Genomic DNA, 19886 nt, shown 5'->3' with positions numbered 1-19886 from the left:
ACGGCGCAGGGAGGGATCAGCTTTACGGCAATTCATTATTATTATCTCCAATAAGCTTCGAAGACCGCGCTGCGGCGGTTGCGTCGATTATTGGAAAGCCATGTAAGTTCGCGTTGACCGTAAAGATCGAAGTTGTACAAAGTCGTAACAAACTTGTACGTCAGCTCTGCAACAGGCCTTTGAGGGTAGTCAGTGCCTGCTGCAATTGTTCATTCAACGCGGGGTTCATGTGGCGGATCGCCGACTCATCGTTGCCCAGGGCCAACGTCTCCAGCGCCCTGAGCGTCGCGGCCAGTGAGCGAAAGCCCAGAGAATCGCAACTGCCAGCCAGACGATGCGCCAGTTGTGCGACCTCTGTGCAGTCATCGGCGGTCAGGGCTTCATTCAACGCTTCGCGGTGCTGGAGAATCGAGTCGCGCAGCACCGCCAGCAGACTCTGGACCTTTTGCTCGCCGAGCAGGTTGCGATGGGTCTGCAACAACGGCCAGTCCATTGCCTCATCGCTCAGCAGCGACTCGGCCACAGGCGCATGCCCTTCCAGCACCTGGCGCAGGTTTTCCAGCTTCAAGGGCTTGGCCAGGACACCGTTCATGCCGGCCTCCAGATAACCGCGCACCAACGCCGGTTGCACGCTGGCGGTCAGGGCGAAGATGCGGGTGTGGCGATTCGGCCCGTCGCTGTTGCGGATCTGCCGGCACAACTCGACCCCGCTGATGCCCGGCAGATGCACGTCCAGCAGCAGCAGATCGAAAACCCGCGCCGCGCAGTGTTCCAGCGCCTGTTCTGCCTCTTCGGCCAGCCATACCCGGTGACCGTCCCGCTGCAGCAAACCCTTGGCCACTTCGCGGTTGAGCACCACGTCTTCGACCACCAGGATGTTCAGTGCCGGCCCCACCGCCCGCACCGGTTCCGCCTCAACCACGCCGCTGGCCGGCTGCAAGGACAGCTCGAACCAGAAACAACTGCCGCGCCCCACTTCACTGTCCACACCGATGCAACCGCCCATCTGCTCCACCAGATGTTTGCAGATCGCCAATCCCAGCCCGGTGCCGCCAAACCGTTGCGCGACTTCTTCGCTGGCCTGGGTGAAACGCTCGAAAATCTTCGCCTGCATCAACGGGGCAATGCCGATGCCGTCGTCCGTGACACTGACCCGCAGGCGCTGCCCGGTCTGTTCGCCGGTTTCGCTGAGCAGCGCCACCTCGACGCTGACTGCGCCGCCTTCGGTGAACTTGATCGCGTTGGCCAGCAGGTTGCTCAGCACCTGCCGCAGGAACTGCTCGGCGCCGTGGTGATACTCGGCAATGCGCTGATCGACCCGGCAACTGAGGATCGTATCGTTGTTCAGCGCTCGCGGTTCCAACAGTGTCAGCACCTCGTCGAGTAACTGGCGCAGCGAGAAATCCACCGGCTCGGGATGGCTGACGCCCTCCTCCAGCTTGGCGAAATACAGCACTTCGTTGAGGATCGTCAGCAAGCCTTCGCCGGCCTTGTGCAAGGCGTCCAAACGCTTGCCGTCCCGGGCATCCAGACGCGCGCCGCGCAGCAGTTCGGCCATGCCGAGGATGCCATTTAGGGGCGTGCGCAGTTCGTGGCTCATGGTCGCCAGGAACCTCGACTTGGCAAGGTTGGCCGCTTCCGCCTCGTCTTTGGCGCGCATCAGGCTGGCGGTACGGCGCTCAACCATTTTCAGCAGCTCGTCACGGTTGTCCTGCAAGGCCAGGCGATCGGTTTCCCGGCGCTCGATGTCCCGCAGGATCGCCCGGCGCATGTCGTCCAGTGCGTGGGCCACGGTGTCGATTTCGTCGCTGCCGCGGCGCTTGTCCAGGTGCAGGGGTTCCTGCCATTCACCGGCGGCGATACGCCGGGCAAACTCGGCCATGACTTTCAGGTGCCGGGTCACCAGTCGATAAAACAGCCCCGACAAGGCAACGGCCAGACCGCAGAGGAACACCGCCATCCACAACAGGCTGGTCAAACCGGTGGCGTAGAGACGCTGGTACACCGCCCCCAGATCGGTACTGACCTCCAGCTCGCCAAGGTGGCGCAAAGGGCCTGACGGCGGCTGATAGTCCAGGGCAAAGCGCTCGATACGCAACGGTCCCGCAGGGTCCGGATTGCCTTGTACCAGATCGAAATCGGCGCTGGTCAAGTGCACCCGCGCGACGTCGGAGAAGTCCACCAGCCCGCGCAACTGCACGTTCAACTGTTCCTGGTTCAAGTCCCAGAGGCTGCGTTCCAGGCTGGCCAGGTAGCCGGCGCGGATCAGCTCCATGCGCGAATCGATATCGCGCATTTCCCGCCGATACTCGATGTACAGTTGCACGCTGCTGGCCAGCACGGTGAAGCACAGGCTGAACAACAGAATGAACAGCAACAGGCGTTGCAACAGTCCACCGGGACGGGCGCGAATCATTGCGCATCTGCCGGCAGATTGATCATGTCACGGTAGGTCACTTCGCTTTCGTTGAGCCAGCGTTCGATGTCGCCGGCATCGACCATGCGCTGCAACTGCGCATTGATCTCGGGCATGCGCTGGGCCAAGGGTGAGCGCCGCGACACGGCGACGCGCAGATAGTCCACGCTCAAGGCCTTGGGCAAGGCAATGATGTCCTGGCCGCCGGGCAGGTTTTCCACATACAACTGGCCGGTGCGCCGCTCCTGGGTGATGAAGTCGATACGCCCGCGAATCAGCTTGCCGAAGTTCTGGTGGCTGTCGGAAACCCATTCGATATTGTTGTTGTGCGCAACCATGCGATCGAACTCCACACCGTAGCTCTCGCCGAACAACAGGCCGCCACGGTAATGGGCCAGATCGTCCAGTTGTTCGAATTTCACCGGGTGTTGGCGATTGATGAACAGCGCCACTTCTTCACGCAAGACCGGCACCGTCGAGAACAGCATGCTCTGCTCGCGTTGCGCGGTGCTGTAGGCCAGCACCACGTCGACCCGGCCTTCGGCGGCGTCCAGCAAGCAGCGTTTCCAGTTGCCCAGCACGACCATCTCGACCTCATATCCCAACTGGCCGAACAGGCTTTTCACCACGCTCGGCGCCAGTCCGCGCACCTGTTTGCCGTCGCTCCAGGAGATCGGCGGGTACACCGGGTAATCGCAATAGCGAACCTTCTCCGCCGCGACGGCATGGCCGGCCACCAGCATCGCCAGCAGGCAAAGACATCGCGGCATCAGGTTCAGGCTGCCACGCTGGCGGTGAACAGGTAACCGGCGCCGTGAATGGTGATGATCAACTGCGGTTCGGCCGGATCGTCGTGCAACTTGCGGCGCAGGCGCCCGACCAGCACGTCGATGGAGCGGTCGTTGGGCACCCATTCGCGGTTGCGGATCTGGTCCATCAACTGATCGCGGCTGAGGGTGTGGCCACTGTTGCGCAGGAACACGCTGAGCAACTGGTATTCGCCGTGGGTCAGCAAGGTTTCGCTGCCGGACGAATCGATCAGGCGACGGCGGTCGGTGTCCAGCGCCCAGTCGGCGAACTGCTTGACCGGCTTGGCCGCCACGACGGCTGGCGCTGGCGTTTGCGCATGACGTACCCGGCGAATCAGGTTTTTCGCCCGGGACACCAGTTCCCTTGGATTGAGGGGTTTGATCACGTAGTCATCGGCGCCGCATTCGAGGCCGACGATGCGGTCGATCTCATCAAAGCGCCCGGTGATCAGGATGATCCCGACTTCCGAACGCACCCGCAACTCGCGGGTCAGGGTCAGGCCGTCCTTGCCCGGCAGGCGGATGTCGAGCATCACCAGGTCCACGGTCTGGCTGGCGAGGAAGGTTTCCGCCAGTTCCGCCGTGGCGGCGCAATGGACGTCGTAGCCTTCCTGGGACAGGTAGGCATGCAGCAGATCGCGAATCAGCGGATCGTCATCGACGATCAATACCCGAGGAGTCATCGCTTGGTGTCCGGCTCAGGCCCGAAGGCCAGTTTCTTATTAGAGTGTTTTCCTGCATCGGCGCCAGAGAGTATCGATTGCTGAACGACTGATCAACAGTCGCTCGTCTACACGCAGAAGCGCTGGCGTCCGCCGGCCTGCAACCCGTCGACCCAGGCCTCGCAAATCTGGATGCCTTGCTCCGGCGTGAAGGTACCTGGGTTCAGCCCGGACTCCAGCCACAAACCGTCGAGCAAGGCGCTCAGGCTGATGGCGGCGAGGTCGGCGTCGAAGTTTTCCCAGCCCTCCTCCCGGGCCAGTTCCGCCAGCACCTTGCGCAGGACGCCGCGATACTCGCCATAGGAATGATCGTGGGCCTGGTTGATGGCCTCGGCGGTTTTCACCGCGCCCCAGAACGCCAGCCACGCATCGAGCAGTTGCGGATCGAGCAGTTCGGCGGAAAACGACCCGCGGAAGAACGCCGACAAGCGCTCCCGGGCATTCGGCGCAGCTTGCTCCATGGCGTCGCGCAGCAAGGTCATGACCCGCCCGGTGATCGCCATGTAGGCCTCGGCCACCAGTTCGTCCTTGCCGGAATAGTGATGGCTGATCAGCCCCACCGAGACCCCGGCCTCGGCTGAAATCTTGCGGATCGACGCGCCCTGGAAGCCGTGACGCTTGAGGCACACCAGCGTCGCCTCGATCAGGTTGGCTTTGCGCAACTCCGGTTCCATACGGGAAAAACGGGCTTCCTGATTCATCGGCGACACGCTCCTTGGTTGAATCGTTCAGGCTCGCGCGGGTTAGCGGCGGGCTGAACGACTGTACAGCAAGAGCGGGCCAAGTCTCCAGTCGGGTGTAAGTCTGAGAACCGAGGCGCCCCCATCGCGAGCAAGCTCGCTCCCACAGGGTTARCGGGTGTTCGCAAGATCTACGAACAACCCAAACCACTGTGGGAGCGAGCTTGCTCGCGATGACGTCAGCCCAGACAGCCGAGGTCTCAGATCAGTCCCGATACCCCGGCGCCACTCGATCCAGCATTCGCAACAACGCCGCCCAGGCCAGTTGCATGGCATCCGGATCACTCAACTCCCCATCCTCCAACGGTCGCCCCGGCTCATTGAACTGCCGTTCGGTATGCGCGCAGACCTCGTGCGACGGCAGCACTACTTCCCCGGCAGCCTGCGCGGCCAACTGAATCTCACAAGCCTTTTCCAGGTAATACATGCGCAAAAACGCCTGGCTCACGGTCTCGCCGACGGTCAGCAAACCGTGGTTGCGCAGCATCAGTACCGATTTGTCGCCCAGGTCCGCCACCAGCCGTTGTTGCTCACTGAGGTCCAGCGCCACACCCTCGTAGTCGTGGTAGGCAACACGGCCATAGAACTCCATGGAAATCTGGTTCACCGGCAACAACCCGCACTTCAACGCCGCCACCGCGCACCCGGATTTGGTATGGGTGTGCAGCACGCATTGCGCATCTTCACGGGCGCCATGAATGGCACTGTGGATCACGAAACCGGCCGGGTTCACCGGGTACGGCGACGACTCCACGGCATGACCATCGAGGTCGATCTTCACCAGATTCGACGCAGTGATTTCATCGAACATCAACCCGTAAGGGTTGATCAGAAAGTGATGCTCCGGCCCCGGAATGCGCACCGAGATGTGGGTGAAGATCAAATCGGTCATGCGAAAGTGCGCAATCAAGCGGTAACAGGCCGCCAGTTCCTCGCGCAGGCGCTGCTCGGTAGCGCTGCGCTCGGGAGCCAGGTGAGTGGCGATTTTATTCATTCTCGTGGTTCTTCAGGCTGATCGGCTGGGGGCAGACAGTAAGGCTGGACGCTTCGACACGTCCAGCCATCCGCGTTTATTTACTGGCCCAGGCGTTGAAGCGCTCCTCGAGCTCTTCGCCATGATCGACCCAGAAACCGACGTTCATCGACAGTGCGCCCTTGAGGTTCTGCGGCGCGGTGGGCACCCATTGCGCCAGTTTGTCGTCCAGCCGTGCGGCGGCCTGGGTGTTGGTCGGGCCGTAGGGAATCTGCTGCACGTAGTTGACCTGGGCGTCCGGCTGGTTGGCGAAGGCGATAAAGCGCTTGGCCTGATCCACATGCCTGGAGCCCTTGATGATCGCCCAGTAGTCCATGCCGTACAGGCTGCCGGGCCAGACCAGCCCGAGGTGGCTGCCTTTCTGCGCGGCGTCGGCGATGCGTCCGCTGTAGGTCGAGGTCATCACCACATCGCCGGCGGTCAGCCATTGCGGCGGTTGCGCGCCGGCCTCCCACCACTGGATGTAAGGCTTGAGTTCAGTGAGTTTGGCGAATGCCCGGTCCACACCCTTCGGGGTGCCGAGCACCTTGTAGACGTCTTCGGTCTTGACCCCGTCCGCCAGCAAGGCGAATTCCAGGTTGTACACCGCGCGTTTACGCAGCCCACGCTTGCCGGGGGTTTTCTTCACGTCCCAAAAGTCTGCCCACGAGGTCGGGGCCTGGGCCAGTTTGTCGGTGTCGTAGGCAATCGCCACGCTCCACACCAGCGCGGCGGAACCGCATTCCTGCGCCGCTTCGGGGATCAACTGGTCGGCGTGGCCCAGGCGGGTCCAGTCCAGCCGCTCGTACATGCCTTCCTCGCAGCCGCGCATCAGGTCCGGGCCTTCGATCTGCACTACGTCCCAGTCGACGTTGCCGGTGTCGACCATCACTTTGATCCTGGCCATCTCGCCGTTGTATTCGCTCTGGATCACCTTGCTTTGATCCACGGCGGCGAACGGTTGAAAGAACGCCACGTCCTGGGCTTTCTGTCCGGCTCCGCCGTATCCGACCACCACCATGTCCGATGCTGCCTGAGCGCTGCCCAGGCCCATGGCCACGGACAACACCAAGGGATAAAAACCGTGCTTGAGCGTGTGCGATTTCATCAGTGGTTCCTCTTGCAGGTGCCACGGGACCCAAGGCCCATGCAGCCCTTTTTTATTGTTGTGAGGTTTGGCCCGGGAGCGGGCTCGAGACGAAATTACTGCAAGGCTAAGTAAAAAAACAAGTTGATTTTTTACTGAAGGTAAATTTCTATAGACCAATAATAACAACGCCGAAAACCTAAATGCCTCTGTAGGAGCGAGCTTGCTCGCGATGGACCTGAGGGCGACGCGTTCATCCAGACAACACGCGTTATCGTTAACGTCCATCGCGAGCAAGCTCGCTCCTACAGGTCAGCCTGCCAGGAGTACCGCACCATGCCGACCTCGACACCCGCCTTCGCGCACCTGTTCGAACCCCTGGAGATCCGTGGCAAGCGCCTGAAAAACCGTATCATGTCCAGCGGTCACGACACCTCGATGCCCACCGACAACCTGGTCAATGAACAATTGATCGCCTATCACCGGGCGCGTGCCGAAGGCGGTGCCGGGTTGATCGTGCTGCAAGTGGCCGGGGTGCATGACAGTGCGCGCTACACCTCCCACGTGCTGATGGCCACCGACGATGCGTGCATCGAGGGCTACCGCAAACTGGCGCAAACCTGCCATGCCCACGGCACCCTGGTGTTGTCCCAGGTGTTCCATCCGGGGCGGGAGATCATGGAGTCCAGCGATGGTCTGCTGGCGGTGGCCTACTCCGCCTCGTCGGTGCCCAACGAACGTTTCCGGGTGATGCCCCGGGCGCTGGACCAGGCCATGATCGACGAGATCATCGCCGGTTATGCCGCTGCCGCCCGGCGCCTGCATCAGGCCGGGATCGATGGCGTCGAGGTCGTGGCCAGCCACGGTTACCTGCCGGCGCAGTTCATCAATCCGCGAGTCAACCGGCGTACCGATGGTTACAACGGTGAACTGGAACAGCGATTGCGTTTTCTCCGTGAAGTGATCGCCGCGGTGCGTGCGGCGACCGATGAACAGTTCATCATCGGCCTGCGCATTTCCGCCGACGAGCGCGACCCGGAAGGCCTGACCGAAGACGAATCCCTGGCCGCCGTGCAGTCGCTACAAGCGCAGCTCGATTATGTGCATATCGTCGCCGGCACCTCGGCGTCCCTTGGCGGTGCGGTGCATATCGTGCCGCCGATGGCGATCGAGGCGGCGTACCTGGCCAGGGAAGCCGGGACGTTCAAGGCAAGCCTGGACATTCCGCTGTTCGTCACCGGGCGCATCAACCAGCCTCAGGAAGCCGAGCTGATTCTGGCTCGCGGCCAGGCCGACGTGTGCGGAATGACCCGGGCACTGATCTGCGATCCGCAAATGCCCAACAAGACCGACACCGGCCGCGTCGAAGACGTGCGAGCGTGCATTGCCTGCAATCAGGCGTGCATCGGCCACTTCCACAAGGGCTTGCCGATTTCCTGCATCCAGCACCCGGAAACCGGGCGCGAGCTGATCTTCGGCGAACGCCGACAAGCGCCACAGCGCAAACGCATCATGATCGCCGGCGGTGGTCCGGCCGGGATGAAAGCGGCCACCGTCGCGGCCCAGCGCGGGCATGAAGTGACGCTGTACGAAGCCAGTTCGCAACTGGGTGGTCAGGTGTTGCTCGCGCAGTTGCTGCCACGGCGCAGCGAGTTCGGCGGCGCCAGCACCAACCTGCAGCGAGAAATGCAACTGGCCGGTGTGCGCGTGGTGCGCAATACCCGGGTCGACCGCGCGCTGGTGGAGCAGGAAAAACCGGACATGGTGATCGTCGCTACCGGTGCCGAGCCGTACTGGCCGGCCTTCGAACGCGGCGGTGAGTTGCAGGTGGTAGACGCCTGGCAAGTGCTGCGTGACAAGGTGCAGATCGGCCGTTCGGTGGCGGTGGTCGACTGGCGTTGCGACTGGATCGGTCCCGGCATCGCCGAACGCCTGGTGCGCGCCGGGCATCAGGTGCAACTGGCGGTCAACGGCACCCATTGCGGGGAAAACCTGCCGCTGTACGTGCGCGATCAACTGGCCGGCGAGCTGCACAAGCTGGGCGTGCCGATCACGCCTTATGCGCGGCTGTATGGTTGCGATGACAACACGGTGTACCTGCAACACACCGCCAGTGGCGAGCCGATGCTGATGGAGAACATCGATACGCTGGTGCTGTGCCAGGGCCATCAACCGGTGGATACCCTGGGTGCCGAGCTGCAAGGGCTGGTGGAGTTCCGCCGCATTGGCGACTGCCTGGCGCCGCGTACCGCCGAAGAAGCGATTTATGAAGGCCTGAAAGTCGCGTGGGAGCTTTAAGGCTGTTTATACTCTGGGGCTTTAGATTCAAATGATCGCTCTCTGTAGGAGCGAGCTTGCTCCGGGCGGCGCTCCGACGATGGTCGCTAACGATGACGCGTGTTTTCTGGATAAGACGCGGTGTTCTGAAGTCCATCGCGAGCAAGCTCGCTCCTACAAGGGGCGAAGTGCAGCCCCCGGTTCGGAACATTCCATGAGCAACAACAGCAAGACCCCGCCCGCCTCAGGCAGCGCCGAACCGCATTTCCTCGGCACGCGCATTCGCGGCCTGCGTAAACGCCGGGGCATGACCCTGGCGGAACTGGCGCAACAGAGCGAGCTCACCGCCGGCTACATCAGCCAGCTGGAGCGCAACCTCGCCTACCCGTCGATCCCGGCGCTGTTCAACATTGCCCGCAGCCTCGGCGTCACCATCCAGTGGTTCTTCGCCAGTGAAGCGGTCACCGCGCCCGAAGATGACGGCATCGTGGTGCGCAAGAACAGCCGCCTGAACGTGCATTACGAAGACGGCATCGTCGATCAGTTGCTGACCCCGCAAGCCAACCGCCAACTGGAAATGCTCCACTCGCGTTTCCCGCCTGGCACCTACAGCCAGCAAAGCTACAGCCACGACGGTGAAGAAGCCGGTTACCTGCTGTCCGGCAGTTTCGAGTTGTGGGTCGGCGAACGCCATTTCCAGCTCAATGAAGGCGACAGCTTCAGCTTTTCCAGCCAGGAACCACACCGCTACGGTAATCCCGGCGAGGTGGACGCGGTGGTGATCTGGGTGATTACGCCGCCGACGTTCTAGCGCCGGCCGCGCCCGTTTGCCTGCGCGGCACTCGCACGCTTGAGGGTTTCGCTGGGCAATTCCTGGAACAGCGCACGGTAGCTGCTGGAAAACCGCCCCAGGTGCCAGAACGACCAATGCATGGCCACTTCGGCCACGGTGGTTTGCGTGGGCGTGCGGCTGAGCAATTCGCGGCGGGCGCTATTGAGGCGGCGCAGGCGCAGCCATTGGGTCGGCGCCATGCCGGTGTAGGTCTTGAACGCATGCTGCAGCTGGCGCAGTGAAACCCCGGCAACCTGGGACAGTTCCAGCAGGTTGAGGTGTTCTTCCGGGGTGTCCGCCGCCCATTCCCCTACCCGTTTCATGATCGCCCGCTCTCCCGCACGGCGCTGCAAGGCACCCTGGTCGAGGCCGACACAGGCGTTGTCGAGGATGAACAGGCAATCTTCCAGCAGTTGCTGGGTCAGCGCTTCGCGGCTCGGTGGATCGAAGGTCTGCGACAGCCGCGTCAGGGTCCCGCTGAGCCAGCGGCAGAACAGCGCGTTCTGCCGGGAGTTGAGCGGCGCCATGAACAGCCCTTCGAGCCTGGCGATGTCCAAGCTGTGGCGCTTTACAAATTCCGGCCCGAACACCACGGCGATTTCCTGGTAGTTCTCCGGGGTGATCCAGATGTTGCGGCTTTCGCCATTCAACACGTACAGCGCGTTGTCACCGCGATCGAAACAGAACGACAACGAACCCTGGGGCGCGCTGAAATTCTGCTCGACCCGGGTGTTCATCGACTCTTCGTAAATCTCCACGCCCTGCAGGTCCAGATAACGCACCCTACCCGCGAAATGCCCCGGCGACATCTGCTGGTAATGCTGCACCCAGCCCGGTGTGGCGCGGATTTGCTCGGCGACATCGGCGGTGTTGAAGGCTTGGACCAGGAGTGAATTGGAACCTGTCATGGGGCGACCTTACGCACTCTTTTGGTGCGCTTTGTGCTGCTTAAAGTGGATAGATGGAACCGCAAGGCTCGCCCAAGATAGACGTCAACGCGCTACAGGGGAAGTGTCCGGCGGATGAAACCGGCCTCTCCTGGCGTTAATAAAACCAATAACGAGGTCTTTATGAATGCCCCTTTCGATCAGCTGTTCACTTGGCTGAAAGATCACAAGATTACCGAAGTCGAGTGCGTCGTCAGCGACCTGACCGGCATTGCACGCGGCAAAATCGCACCCACCAACAAGTTCCTGCATGAGCGAGGCATGCGCCTGCCGGAAAGTGTGCTGTTGCAAACGGTAACCGGGGACTTTGTCGACGACGACATCTACTACGACCTGCTCGATCCGGCTGACATCGACATGGTCTGCAAGCCGGATGCCGACGCCGTTTACGTGGTGCCGTGGGCCATCGAGCCGACCGCCATCGTGATCCACGACACCTTCGACAAGTTCGGCAACCCGATCGAACTGTCGCCGCGCAACGTGTTGAAGAAAGTCCTGCAGTTGTACACCGACAAAGGCTGGCGGCCGATTGTGGCGCCGGAAATGGAGTTCTACCTGACTCAGCGCTGCGAAGACCCGGACCTGCCGCTCAAGGCGCCGATGGGCCGTTCGGGCCGTGCCGAAAGCGGTCGCCAGTCGTTCTCCATCGATGCGGCCAACGAATTCGATCCGCTGTTCGAAGACGTCTACGACTGGTGCGAACTGCAAGGTCTGGACCTCGACACGCTGATCCACGAAGACGGCCCGGCACAGATGGAAATCAACTTCCGTCATGGCAACGCCCTGGACCTGGCCGACCAGATCACCGTGTTCAAACGCACCATGCGTGAGGCGGCGCTCAAGCACAACGTGGCGGCAACCTTCATGGCCAAGCCGGTCGGCGATGAGCCGGGCAGCGCCATGCACCTTCACCAGAGCGTGGTGGACATTGCCACCGGCCAGCCGATCTTTGCCGATGCCGATGGCAACATGAGCGAGCTGTTCCTGCATCACATCGGTGGCTTGCAGAAGTACATCCCGAAAGTGCTGCCGATGTTCGCGCCGAACGTCAACTCGTTCCGCCGCTTCCTGCCGGACACCTCGGCACCGGTGAACGTCGAATGGGGCGAAGAAAACCGCACCGTCGGCCTGCGCGTGCCGACCTCAAGCCCGGACGCCATGCGCGTCGAGAACCGTCTGCCGGGCGCTGACGCCAACCCATACCTGGCCATCGCCGCCAGCCTGCTGTGCGGTTACCTGGGCATGGTCGAGCGCATCGAGCCGAGCGCTGCGGTACAGGGCCGCGCCTATGAGCGTCGCAACCTGCGCCTGCCGATCACCATCGAGGACGCCCTGACCCAGATGGAAGAGTGCGACACCATCGGCCGCTACCTGGGCAGCAAGTTCGTGCGGGGCTATGTCGCGGTCAAGCGCGCCGAGCACGAGAACTTCAAGCGGGTGATCAGTTCATGGGAGCGCGAGTTCCTGATGCTCAGCGTCTGAGATCTCCGCTGTCCGTAACGACCTCATCGCGAGCAAGCTCGCTCCCACAGGGGAACGCATTTCAAATGTGGGAGCGAGCTTGCTCGCGATGAGGGCCGACAGACCACCAAAGAATCACCTGAAGAATCCAATAACTCCAAGAGGTGTCGATATGCGTCTATTGAAATCCGTGGTCCCGGCCGCGCTGGCGGTCCTGTTCAGCGCCGTTGCCCAGGCTCAGCCACAGGTCAGCGTCTACAACTGGACCGACTACATCGGCGAAACCACCCTCGTCGACTTCCAGGCGAAAACCGGGATCAAGGTGATCTACGACGTATTCGATTCCAACGAAACCCTGGAGGGCAAGCTGCTTGCCGGTCGTACCGGGTATGACGTGGTGGTGCCGTCCAACCACTTCCTCGCCCGTCAGGTGAAGGCGGGTGCGTTCCTCAAGCTCGATCGCGAGCAACTGCCGAGTTTCCAGAACCTTGACCCGAAACTGCTGACGCTGCTGGAGAAAAACGATCCGGGCAACTCGCACTCGGTACCGTACCTGTGGGGTACCAACGGCATCGGCTATAACGTCGACAAGGTCAAGCAAGTGCTGGGCATCGATCACATCGATTCCTGGGCAGTGCTGTTCGAACCGGAAAACATCAAGAAGCTCAGCGCCTGCGGCGTGTCGATGATGGACTCGGCGGACGAAGTGTTCCCGGCGATGCTCAACTACATGGGCATGGACCCGCGCAGCGAAAACCCCGAGGACTTCAAAAAGGCCGAAGCCAAGCTGCTGCAGATCCGCCCCTACATCACCTACTTCCACTCCTCCAAGTACGTTTCGGACCTGGCCAATGGCGATATCTGCGTGGCCTTCGGTTACTCGGGTGACGTGTTCCAGGCCGCCAACCGCGCCAAGGAAGCCAGGAACGGCGTGAACATCGCCTACGCCATTCCCAAGGAAGGCGCCAACCTGTGGTTTGACCTGCTGGCCATCCCCGCCGACGCCAGTAATCCGAAAGAAGCCCACGCCTTCATCAACTACCTGCTGGACCCGCAAGTGATTGCCAAGGTCAGTGCTTCGGTCGGTTATGCCAACCCGAACCCGGCCGCCAAGCAGTACATGGACCCTGAGCTGGTCGGCAATCCCGAGGTTTATCCGTCCCAGGAAGTCCTCGACAAACTCTACATCTCCACCACGCCGCCGCAGTCGATCATGCGTCTGATGACCCGCTCGTGGAGCAAAGTGAAGTCCAACAAATGAATCAGTACACCAAGGAACACACCCTCTCCTATTACGCGGCGTCCGCCAGGGGCATGCGACAGCGTCCCGCGCTGTCCTCGGACCTGGAGGCCGATGTCTGCGTGGTCGGCGCGGGCTTCACCGGCATCAACACCGCCATCGAACTGGCCCAGCGCGGGCTCTCGGTGGTCCTGCTGGAGGCTCGGCGGATTGGCTGGGGCGCCAGCGGGCGCAACGGCGGCCAGTTGATTCGCGGCATCGGTCATGACGTCAGCGGCTTTGCAAAGCACATCGGTGCCGAAGGCGTGCAATACCTGGAGTACGCCGGGACCGAATCGGTGCAGGTGGTGGCCAATCGCATCCGAGAGCAAGGCATCGATTGCGACCTGCGCTGGGGCTTTTGCGAACTGGCCAATACCCCGGCCCAGTTCAAGGCGTTCAAGGCCGAGCAGGCAGAGCTGATCGAGTCCGGCTATGCCTTTGAAACCCGGCTGGTCGCGCCGGAGCAGATCCGTGAACAGGTGGTGAACTCCGGCGTGTATGCAGGAGGCCTGGTCGATATGGGCTCGGGACATTTGCATCCGCTGAACCTGGCGCTCGGTGAAGCGAAGGTCGCCGAGTCACTTGGCGTGCAGATCTTCGAGCAGAGTCCGGTGCTGGAGTTGATCCACGGCAGCACGGTGCAGGTCCGTTGCGCCGGTGGCACGGTGCGTGCCGGTACGCTGGTGCTGGCTTGTAACGCGCATCTCGAAGAGCTTGAACCGAAGCTCAGCGGCAAGGTGCTCCCGGCGGGCAGCTACATCATTGCCACCGAACCCTTGTCAGAAGATGCCGCGAGACAACTGATCCCTCACAACCTCGCGCTGTGCGACCAGAAAGTCGGCCTGGATTACTACCGGCTCTCGGCTGACCGGCGCTTGCTGTTCGGCGGAGCCTGCCATTACTCCGGGCGCGATCCTTCGGACATCAGCGCCTACATGCGCCCGCAGATGCTCAAGGTGTTCCCGCAACTGGCCAATGCGCGCATCGACTTTCAGTGGGGCGGCAAGATCGGTATCTCGGCCAACCGCTTCCCCCAGGTCGGGCGCCTGAGCCAGCACCCGAACGTGTTCTACGCCCAGGGTTACTCCGGCCATGGCCTGAACGTGACCCACTGGTGCGCGAAGTTGTTGGGCGAAGCGATCCATGCTGGCCACAGCAAAGGCTTCGACGTGTTCAGCGCCGTGCCGCACATGACCTTCCCCGGCGGACGCGCCCTGCGTTCACCGTTGCTGGCCCTTGGCATGTTCTGGTATCGGATGCGGGAAGTGCTCGGTTGACCGGGTAGCCGTGGCGAGGGAGTTCCCCCGCCTGGCTGACAGAAATGCAGCGGTCTTGAGCAAGACCGCTGCCGCACCGCTAGTTAGGCACCGGGATATTGACGCCCTCCTTCTGCAAGCTTTCCCGAATCGACTGGAATTTCTGGTACTTGGACAACTCGATCGGCCCGTCATAGCCCATGCTTTGCAGCTTGCGTGGCGGGTATTTGATGTAGGTCTGCATCAGCTTGTTGATCGCCTGACTGATCGGCACCATGGTCCAGGTGCGCTCGGTGACGTTACTCATGAAGATGTCGTAGCGCTCCTGTGGATCTTGCAGCAAGTCAAAGACTTGCGGCACGACCGCCACGTACTTCGACTCCCCTTTCCAGCCCAGGTTGGTGTCCACGGCCAGGCCGCCGGTCGGCACTCCGTTGTCGCCACGCAGGTTGAACACGGCCTTGTAGTTGCCTACGCGGGCCGCCCCCGGCGACAACTCGTTTTCGGTGAAGTAGAACCACTCTTTACGTGGGTCGGGGCCAGTGCCGGTTATCACCGGGGTCATGTCGTAGCTGTCGAAATAGATCGGCTGACCTTCGCGATCTTTCTCCGGCAACTTGATGCCGGCCACCGAGGCGAAGGTCGCCATCAAGTCGAGCCCGCCGAGAATGTCGTGGTTCTTGGCATTGGGCTTGATTTTTCCAGGCCAGGTCATGATTGCAGGGACCCGGTTACCGCCCTCGCGCACGGTGCCCTTGGTGCCACGGAATGGCGTGTAGCCGGCGTCCGGATAAACGTCCTGCCAGGCGCCGTTGTCGGTGGTGTAAACCACCAGCGTGTTCTTATCCAGGCCCAGCGCCTTGAGCTTGTCCATGATATGGCCGATGCGCGTATCCAGTTCGACCACCGAGTCGGCGTACTTGGACTTGGAGATCGACTTGTGAACGAACTCCGGTGCCGGCAGGTTCGGCTGGTGCACTTTCATGAAGTTGACGTTGATGAAGAACGGCTTGTCGGATTTGGCGGCGGTGTCGAGGAATTCCAGTGCGGCTTTTTCGACATAACCGTCAAAGTAGGGGATCCCGACTACACCGGGTTTGCCATCGATGACCGGCGTATCAACATACTGGCCGTTGATCTTGAACTCTTCGACGACCTTTTCTCCCGCCTTGCCCGAGAGTGCGCCCTTGGTCACCTTGGTAAACATTTCCCGGGTTTCCGGGTCCATGTCGGGGAACCATGTCGGGTCGGCGTAGGTGTAGGCATTGAGGTGATAGAGGCCGACGTACTTCATCACGTCATAGCCCTGGGCATTGGGCAACGCATAGTCGGCTTCACCCAGGTGCCACTTGCCGGTGAAGTAGGTCTCGTAACCGCCGGTCTTGAGCACCGAGGCCAGCGTCCACTCGGCGGCGGGCAAACCACCGCCCTGGCCCTGGAAGGCCACGGTGGTCATGCCGCTGCGATTGGGGATGCGCCCGGTCTGCATCGCGGCTCGCCCTGGCGTGCAGCTTGGTTGCGCGTAGAACGAGTAAAAGGTTGTGCCCTCAGCGGCCAGTTCGTCGATGCTGGGTGTCGGCATGCCCCGGCCGACACCGCCACCGTACGGCCCCAGATCGCCGTAGCCGGTATCGTCGGACACGATGAACAGGATATTGGGCTTTTCTGTTTGTGCTGCCAGGGCCATACCGTTAAGCGCTATCAGTAATGAACCTGCAATGTAGAACCTTGAGCGATGCGAGAGTTTTTTCATGGCGACCTTCCTTTATCGGGACGGATCCTTGTGGCCGGCTACTTGTTTTCAAGTAATCCGTGACCGGACCCTGGTGAGTTACCCCAAACCATGCCCTCTGGTTAGTTCCAGGCGTTCAACGACCCAAACAATGGAACTCCCGTTGCTACTCAAGGCACCCGAGTCAGCCTAGTACGGTTATTTTTAAAACGCCCATTGCAGGCAGTGGAATTCGAAGTCGTTCGTCGCTTGCTTCCCATGTAATTCCGTGGGTCGAGTCATCCCCCGGCGGCGGATAGCCTTCAGCTTGCGACTTTCGATTTGCTCAATTGCGAGTCACTTCTATATTGAGGGGGTGCTCTGAACTTCCTGCCTTCTGTTGAGCTTGACCCATGGCAACTACTGATCAGCTGATCATCTGCGAGCACTGCGACAGCGTGTACCAAAAAGTAACGCTCGCCAAACATCAGAAAACCCTGTGTACGCGCTGCGGCGGCGTGCTTCAGCGCTATAACGGCCTCACGGTGGAACAGCGTCTTGCCTTGACCTTCACGGCGCTGATGCTCTGGGTATTCGCCAATTTCTATCCGGTGATGAGCATCAGCTTCAAAGGCGTGAAGAACAGCGCAACGCTCTGGGACTCGGTGCTGGCCCTGAGCCTGGGGCCTATCACGTTCATCGCCATGGTGGCGGCAATCGCCATGATCATCGCGCCGATTTTCCAGCTGTTGCTGCTGATCTGGGTGCTGGGCTTCGCCCTCTCCCGGCAACGCTCGCCCGGATTCAAATTCTGCATGCGCTGGCTGGAAACCCTGAGGCCCTGGAGCATGCTCGAAGTCTGCCTGCTGGGCGCCATGGTCGCAGTGATCAAACTCGCCGGACTGCTCGATGTGCTGCCCGGCATAGGGTTGTTTGCCCTGGCTGCGCTGAGCCTGATGATGATCCGCATCGCCGGGCGCGATATCCGCGAACTATGGGACATCGTATGAGCACACCTCCGTACGCCGACGAGCTCAACCTGTGCCTGTGTCACACCTGCGGGCTGGCCTGCGACATGACTGGCGAACCTCACGAATGCGAACGCTGCGGCGCGCCTTTGCATCGACGCAAGACCAATGCCATGACCCGGACCTGGGCCTACATGATCGCCGCCCTGGTGTTTTACATCCCCGCCAATTTGCTGCCGGTAATGAACACCAAAATGGTCGGCCATGGCGCCGACAGCACGATCATGAGCGGCGTGCTGGAGTTCTGGCAAGCCGGAGCCTGGGACATCGCCCTGATCATCTTCATTGCCAGTATCGCGGTGCCGGGCATCAAGTTCGTCGCCGTCACGCTGCTGCTGGTCACCGTGCAACGCGACAGCGAGTGGGCACGTAAAGAGCGGTCGACGCTGTACCGCTTCGTCGAGGTCATCGGTTACTGGTCGATGCTCGATGTGATCGTGGTCGCCCTGGTGGCCTCGCTGGTGAAATTCCAGGCCCTGGCCGACATCGAGCCGCGCCCGGGCATTCTGTTTTTTGGTCTGGTGGTGGTGTTCACCATGCTCTCGGCCATGAGTTTCGACCCGCGCATGATCTGGGATAAAGAACGGGAAAACCCACACAATGAGGAGGTCACGGATGAAGTCACAAGCCACTGACGGGCCGCAAGCCCCCGGGCCGGCGCCGATCAAGACCCGCCGTTTCAGCGTCTCGCTGGTCTGGATCGTGCCGATCGTCGCGGTGTTGGTGGGTATTTCGCTGGTGGTTCACAGCATTCTGCAGCAAGGCCCGACCATCGTTGTCACGTTCAAGACCGGGGACGGCCTGACCGCGAATAAAACCGAGGTCAAATACCGCAATGTCGTGATTGGTCATGTCTCCGATGTGGAACTGAGCGCTGACCAGAAGAGCGTCAACGCCACGATCAAACTGGAAAAGCAGGCCGAAAGCTTTACCCGTGAAGACTCGCAGTTCTGGGTCGTGCGGCCGCGCATTGGCGCTGGCGGTGTGTCCGGCATCGATACGCTGCTGTCGGGCGATTACATCGGTGCCGATATCGGCCAGGCCAACGGCCGGGCAAAAAACTTCATGGGGCTGGAGAGTCCGCCGCCCATCACCTACGGCGAGCCGGGCAAGCGTTTCACCCTGTTCACACAGGACCTGGGGTCGCTGGATATCGGCTCTCCGGTCTACTACCGCAAGATCCCGGTGGGTCAGGTGGTGGCCTACGCGCTGGACCCGGATGGCAAAGGCGTGAACATCGAGCTGTTCATCCATGCACCCAATGACAAGTACGTCACCGAAAACACCCGTTTCTGGAACGCCAGCGGCATAGACGTGAGCGTCGGCGCCAACGGTTTTGCGGTCAAGACCGAATCGTTGTCTTCCTTGCTGGTGGGCGGTATTGCCTTCCGCGCGCCCGACTACAGCCCTGACGATAAACCTGCGGCTGCCGAGTACGCCTACGAACTGTTCGAAGACCAGCAAACCGCCCTCGCCCCGCCAAACGGCAAGCCGCAGTACCTGGCCATGCGTTTCGACCAGGCAATGCGCGGGCTCAAGGTCGATGCTCCGGTGGAATTCCTCGGCGTGGAAATCGGCAAGGTGGTGGCAGTCAATCTGGATTACGACGAGAAAAAACGCTCCTTTCCGGTCAACGTCGGCATCGTGATTTACCCGCAACGCCTGGGCCAGGCCCACATCAAAATGCTCAAGGCGCTCAATCATGACCCTAATAACGAAGCCGCTGGCGTACGCTTGATCGGCACCTTCATCGAAAACGGCCTGCGTGCCCAGGCCCGCACCGGCAACTTCCTGACCGGCCAGTTGTACATCTCCCTGGACTTCTACCCCAAGGCCGACAAAGTCGCCTTCGATGCAAATGCACGCCCGGTCATGATTCCGACCCTTCCCGGCAGCCTCGAGCAATTGCAGGAAAAACTCGAGTCCATGGTCGACAAGATCAACAAACTGCCGATCGAGCGAATCGCCGGCAATCTCGATGGCAATCTCGTCGAACTGCGCAAAGGCATCATGCAATTCAACGGCAAGATCATGCCTGGCGTGCAGACCACCTTGTCAGATGTCAGCAAAACCCTGGAAACCGCCAATTCGACCCTGCAGTCCGCCAGTTCGACCTTGGCCGACGATTCACCGCAACGGGAAAAACTGGGGCAAACCCTGGATGAACTGGGACGTACGTCGAGATCCTTGCGTGATCTTTCGGATTACCTGGGACGGCATCCGGAATCGCTGCTTCGCGGCCGTCCGAACAATGCCGCACCCGTGGATCTGCAGGGGCCACCGCGCAATTGAACACAGGAGCAACA

General features: G+C 61.3%; 16 protein-coding genes. 8 read left to right on the top strand and 8 right to left on the bottom strand.

Going from position 1 to position 19886, the window contains the following annotated elements:
* Nucleotides 1-160: 160 nt before the first annotated feature.
* The 6 genes from AC1DXW_RS23255 to AC1DXW_RS23230 form a co-directional block, all read right to left on the bottom strand.
* A complete protein-coding gene (locus AC1DXW_RS23255; protein ID WP_477760498.1) occupies nt 161-2416 on the bottom strand; it encodes an ATP-binding protein in 2256 nt (751 codons plus the stop codon).
* Nucleotides 2413-3186, bottom strand: a complete 774-nt coding sequence (locus AC1DXW_RS23250; protein ID WP_477753768.1) for a substrate-binding periplasmic protein — start codon at nt 3184-3186, stop codon at nt 2413-2415. The genes AC1DXW_RS23255 and AC1DXW_RS23250 overlap by 4 nt, the downstream gene beginning before the upstream one ends.
* 5 nt (nt 3187-3191) lie before the next feature.
* The gene (locus AC1DXW_RS23245; protein ID WP_477753767.1) at nt 3192-3908 is read right to left on the bottom strand and encodes a response regulator; all 717 of its coding nucleotides are present in this window, start codon (nt 3906-3908) and stop codon (nt 3192-3194) included.
* A 107-nt stretch (nt 3909-4015) separates the two neighbouring features.
* A complete protein-coding gene (locus tag AC1DXW_RS23240; RefSeq protein WP_477753766.1) occupies nt 4016-4648 on the bottom strand; it encodes a TetR family transcriptional regulator C-terminal domain-containing protein in 633 nt (210 codons plus the stop codon).
* 244 nt (nt 4649-4892) lie between these two features.
* A complete protein-coding gene (locus tag AC1DXW_RS23235) occupies nt 4893-5681 on the bottom strand; it encodes a class II aldolase/adducin family protein (protein ID WP_477753765.1) in 789 nt (262 codons plus the stop codon).
* Nucleotides 5682-5757: 76 nt separating this feature from the next.
* Nucleotides 5758-6807, bottom strand: a complete 1050-nt coding sequence (locus AC1DXW_RS23230) for an ABC transporter substrate-binding protein (protein WP_477760497.1) — start codon at nt 6805-6807, stop codon at nt 5758-5760.
* A 315-nt stretch (nt 6808-7122) separates the two neighbouring features.
* Between AC1DXW_RS23230 and AC1DXW_RS23225 the strand changes: the two genes are divergently transcribed.
* Complete coding sequence (locus AC1DXW_RS23225; protein ID WP_477753763.1) at nt 7123-9084, top strand: oxidoreductase; 1962 nt, start codon at nt 7123-7125, stop codon at nt 9082-9084.
* A gap of 193 nt (nt 9085-9277) precedes the next feature.
* Nucleotides 9278-9874 carry a helix-turn-helix domain-containing protein gene (locus tag AC1DXW_RS23220; protein WP_477753762.1) on the top strand — a complete coding sequence of 199 codons (597 nt, stop codon included), beginning with the start codon at nt 9278-9280 and terminating at the stop codon, nt 9872-9874.
* Here the strand turns inward: AC1DXW_RS23220 and AC1DXW_RS23215 are convergent.
* Nucleotides 9871-10803, bottom strand: coding sequence for a helix-turn-helix domain-containing protein (locus tag AC1DXW_RS23215; protein ID WP_477753761.1), 933 nt, complete (start codon nt 10801-10803; stop codon nt 9871-9873). The two genes, AC1DXW_RS23220 and AC1DXW_RS23215, sit on opposite strands and share 4 nt — an antisense overlap.
* Nucleotides 10804-10965: 162 nt before the next feature.
* Between AC1DXW_RS23215 and AC1DXW_RS23210 the strand changes: the two genes are divergently transcribed.
* The 3 genes from AC1DXW_RS23210 (at nt 10966) to AC1DXW_RS23200 (ending at nt 14862) form a co-directional block, all read left to right on the top strand.
* Nucleotides 10966-12324, top strand: coding sequence for a glutamine synthetase family protein (locus tag AC1DXW_RS23210; protein ID WP_477760496.1), 1359 nt, complete (start codon nt 10966-10968; stop codon nt 12322-12324).
* A gap of 151 nt (nt 12325-12475) precedes the next feature.
* Entirely contained in the window at nt 12476-13564 is a 1089-nt protein-coding gene (locus AC1DXW_RS23205; protein WP_477753667.1) for a polyamine ABC transporter substrate-binding protein, read from the top strand.
* On the top strand, nt 13561-14862 hold the full coding sequence (locus AC1DXW_RS23200) for an NAD(P)/FAD-dependent oxidoreductase (protein ID WP_477753666.1): 1302 nt from the start codon (nt 13561-13563) through the stop codon (nt 14860-14862). The genes AC1DXW_RS23205 and AC1DXW_RS23200 overlap by 4 nt, the downstream gene beginning before the upstream one ends.
* A gap of 79 nt (nt 14863-14941) precedes the next feature.
* Here the strand turns inward: AC1DXW_RS23200 and AC1DXW_RS23195 are convergent, their stop codons facing one another.
* On the bottom strand, nt 14942-16594 hold the full coding sequence (locus AC1DXW_RS23195; RefSeq protein WP_477753665.1) for an arylsulfatase: 1653 nt from the start codon (nt 16592-16594) through the stop codon (nt 14942-14944).
* 371 nt (nt 16595-16965) lie between these two features.
* On the opposite strand from AC1DXW_RS23195, the gene AC1DXW_RS23190 reads away from it, so the two are divergent.
* Genes AC1DXW_RS23190 through AC1DXW_RS23180 form a run of 3 tightly spaced genes read left to right on the top strand, consistent with a single transcriptional unit; the run spans nt 16966 to nt 19872 of the window.
* Nucleotides 16966-17562 (top strand): paraquat-inducible protein A, encoded by a 597-nt coding sequence (locus AC1DXW_RS23190; protein WP_477760495.1) that lies wholly within the window; start codon nt 16966-16968, stop codon nt 17560-17562.
* Nucleotides 17559-18215: a paraquat-inducible protein A gene (locus AC1DXW_RS23185; protein ID WP_477753663.1), complete on the top strand. Its 657-nt coding sequence runs from the start codon at nt 17559-17561 to the stop codon at nt 18213-18215. The genes AC1DXW_RS23190 and AC1DXW_RS23185 overlap by 4 nt, the downstream gene beginning before the upstream one ends.
* A complete protein-coding gene (locus AC1DXW_RS23180) occupies nt 18196-19872 on the top strand; it encodes a PqiB family protein (RefSeq protein ID WP_477753662.1) in 1677 nt (558 codons plus the stop codon). Before AC1DXW_RS23185 ends, AC1DXW_RS23180 begins: the two co-directional genes overlap by 20 nt.
* The last annotated feature ends 14 nt before the right edge of the window (nt 19873-19886 follow it).

Source organism: Pseudomonas sp. P4_C4 (assembly GCF_056402055.1).
This window is presented reverse-complemented; position numbering and strand designations above follow the sequence as displayed.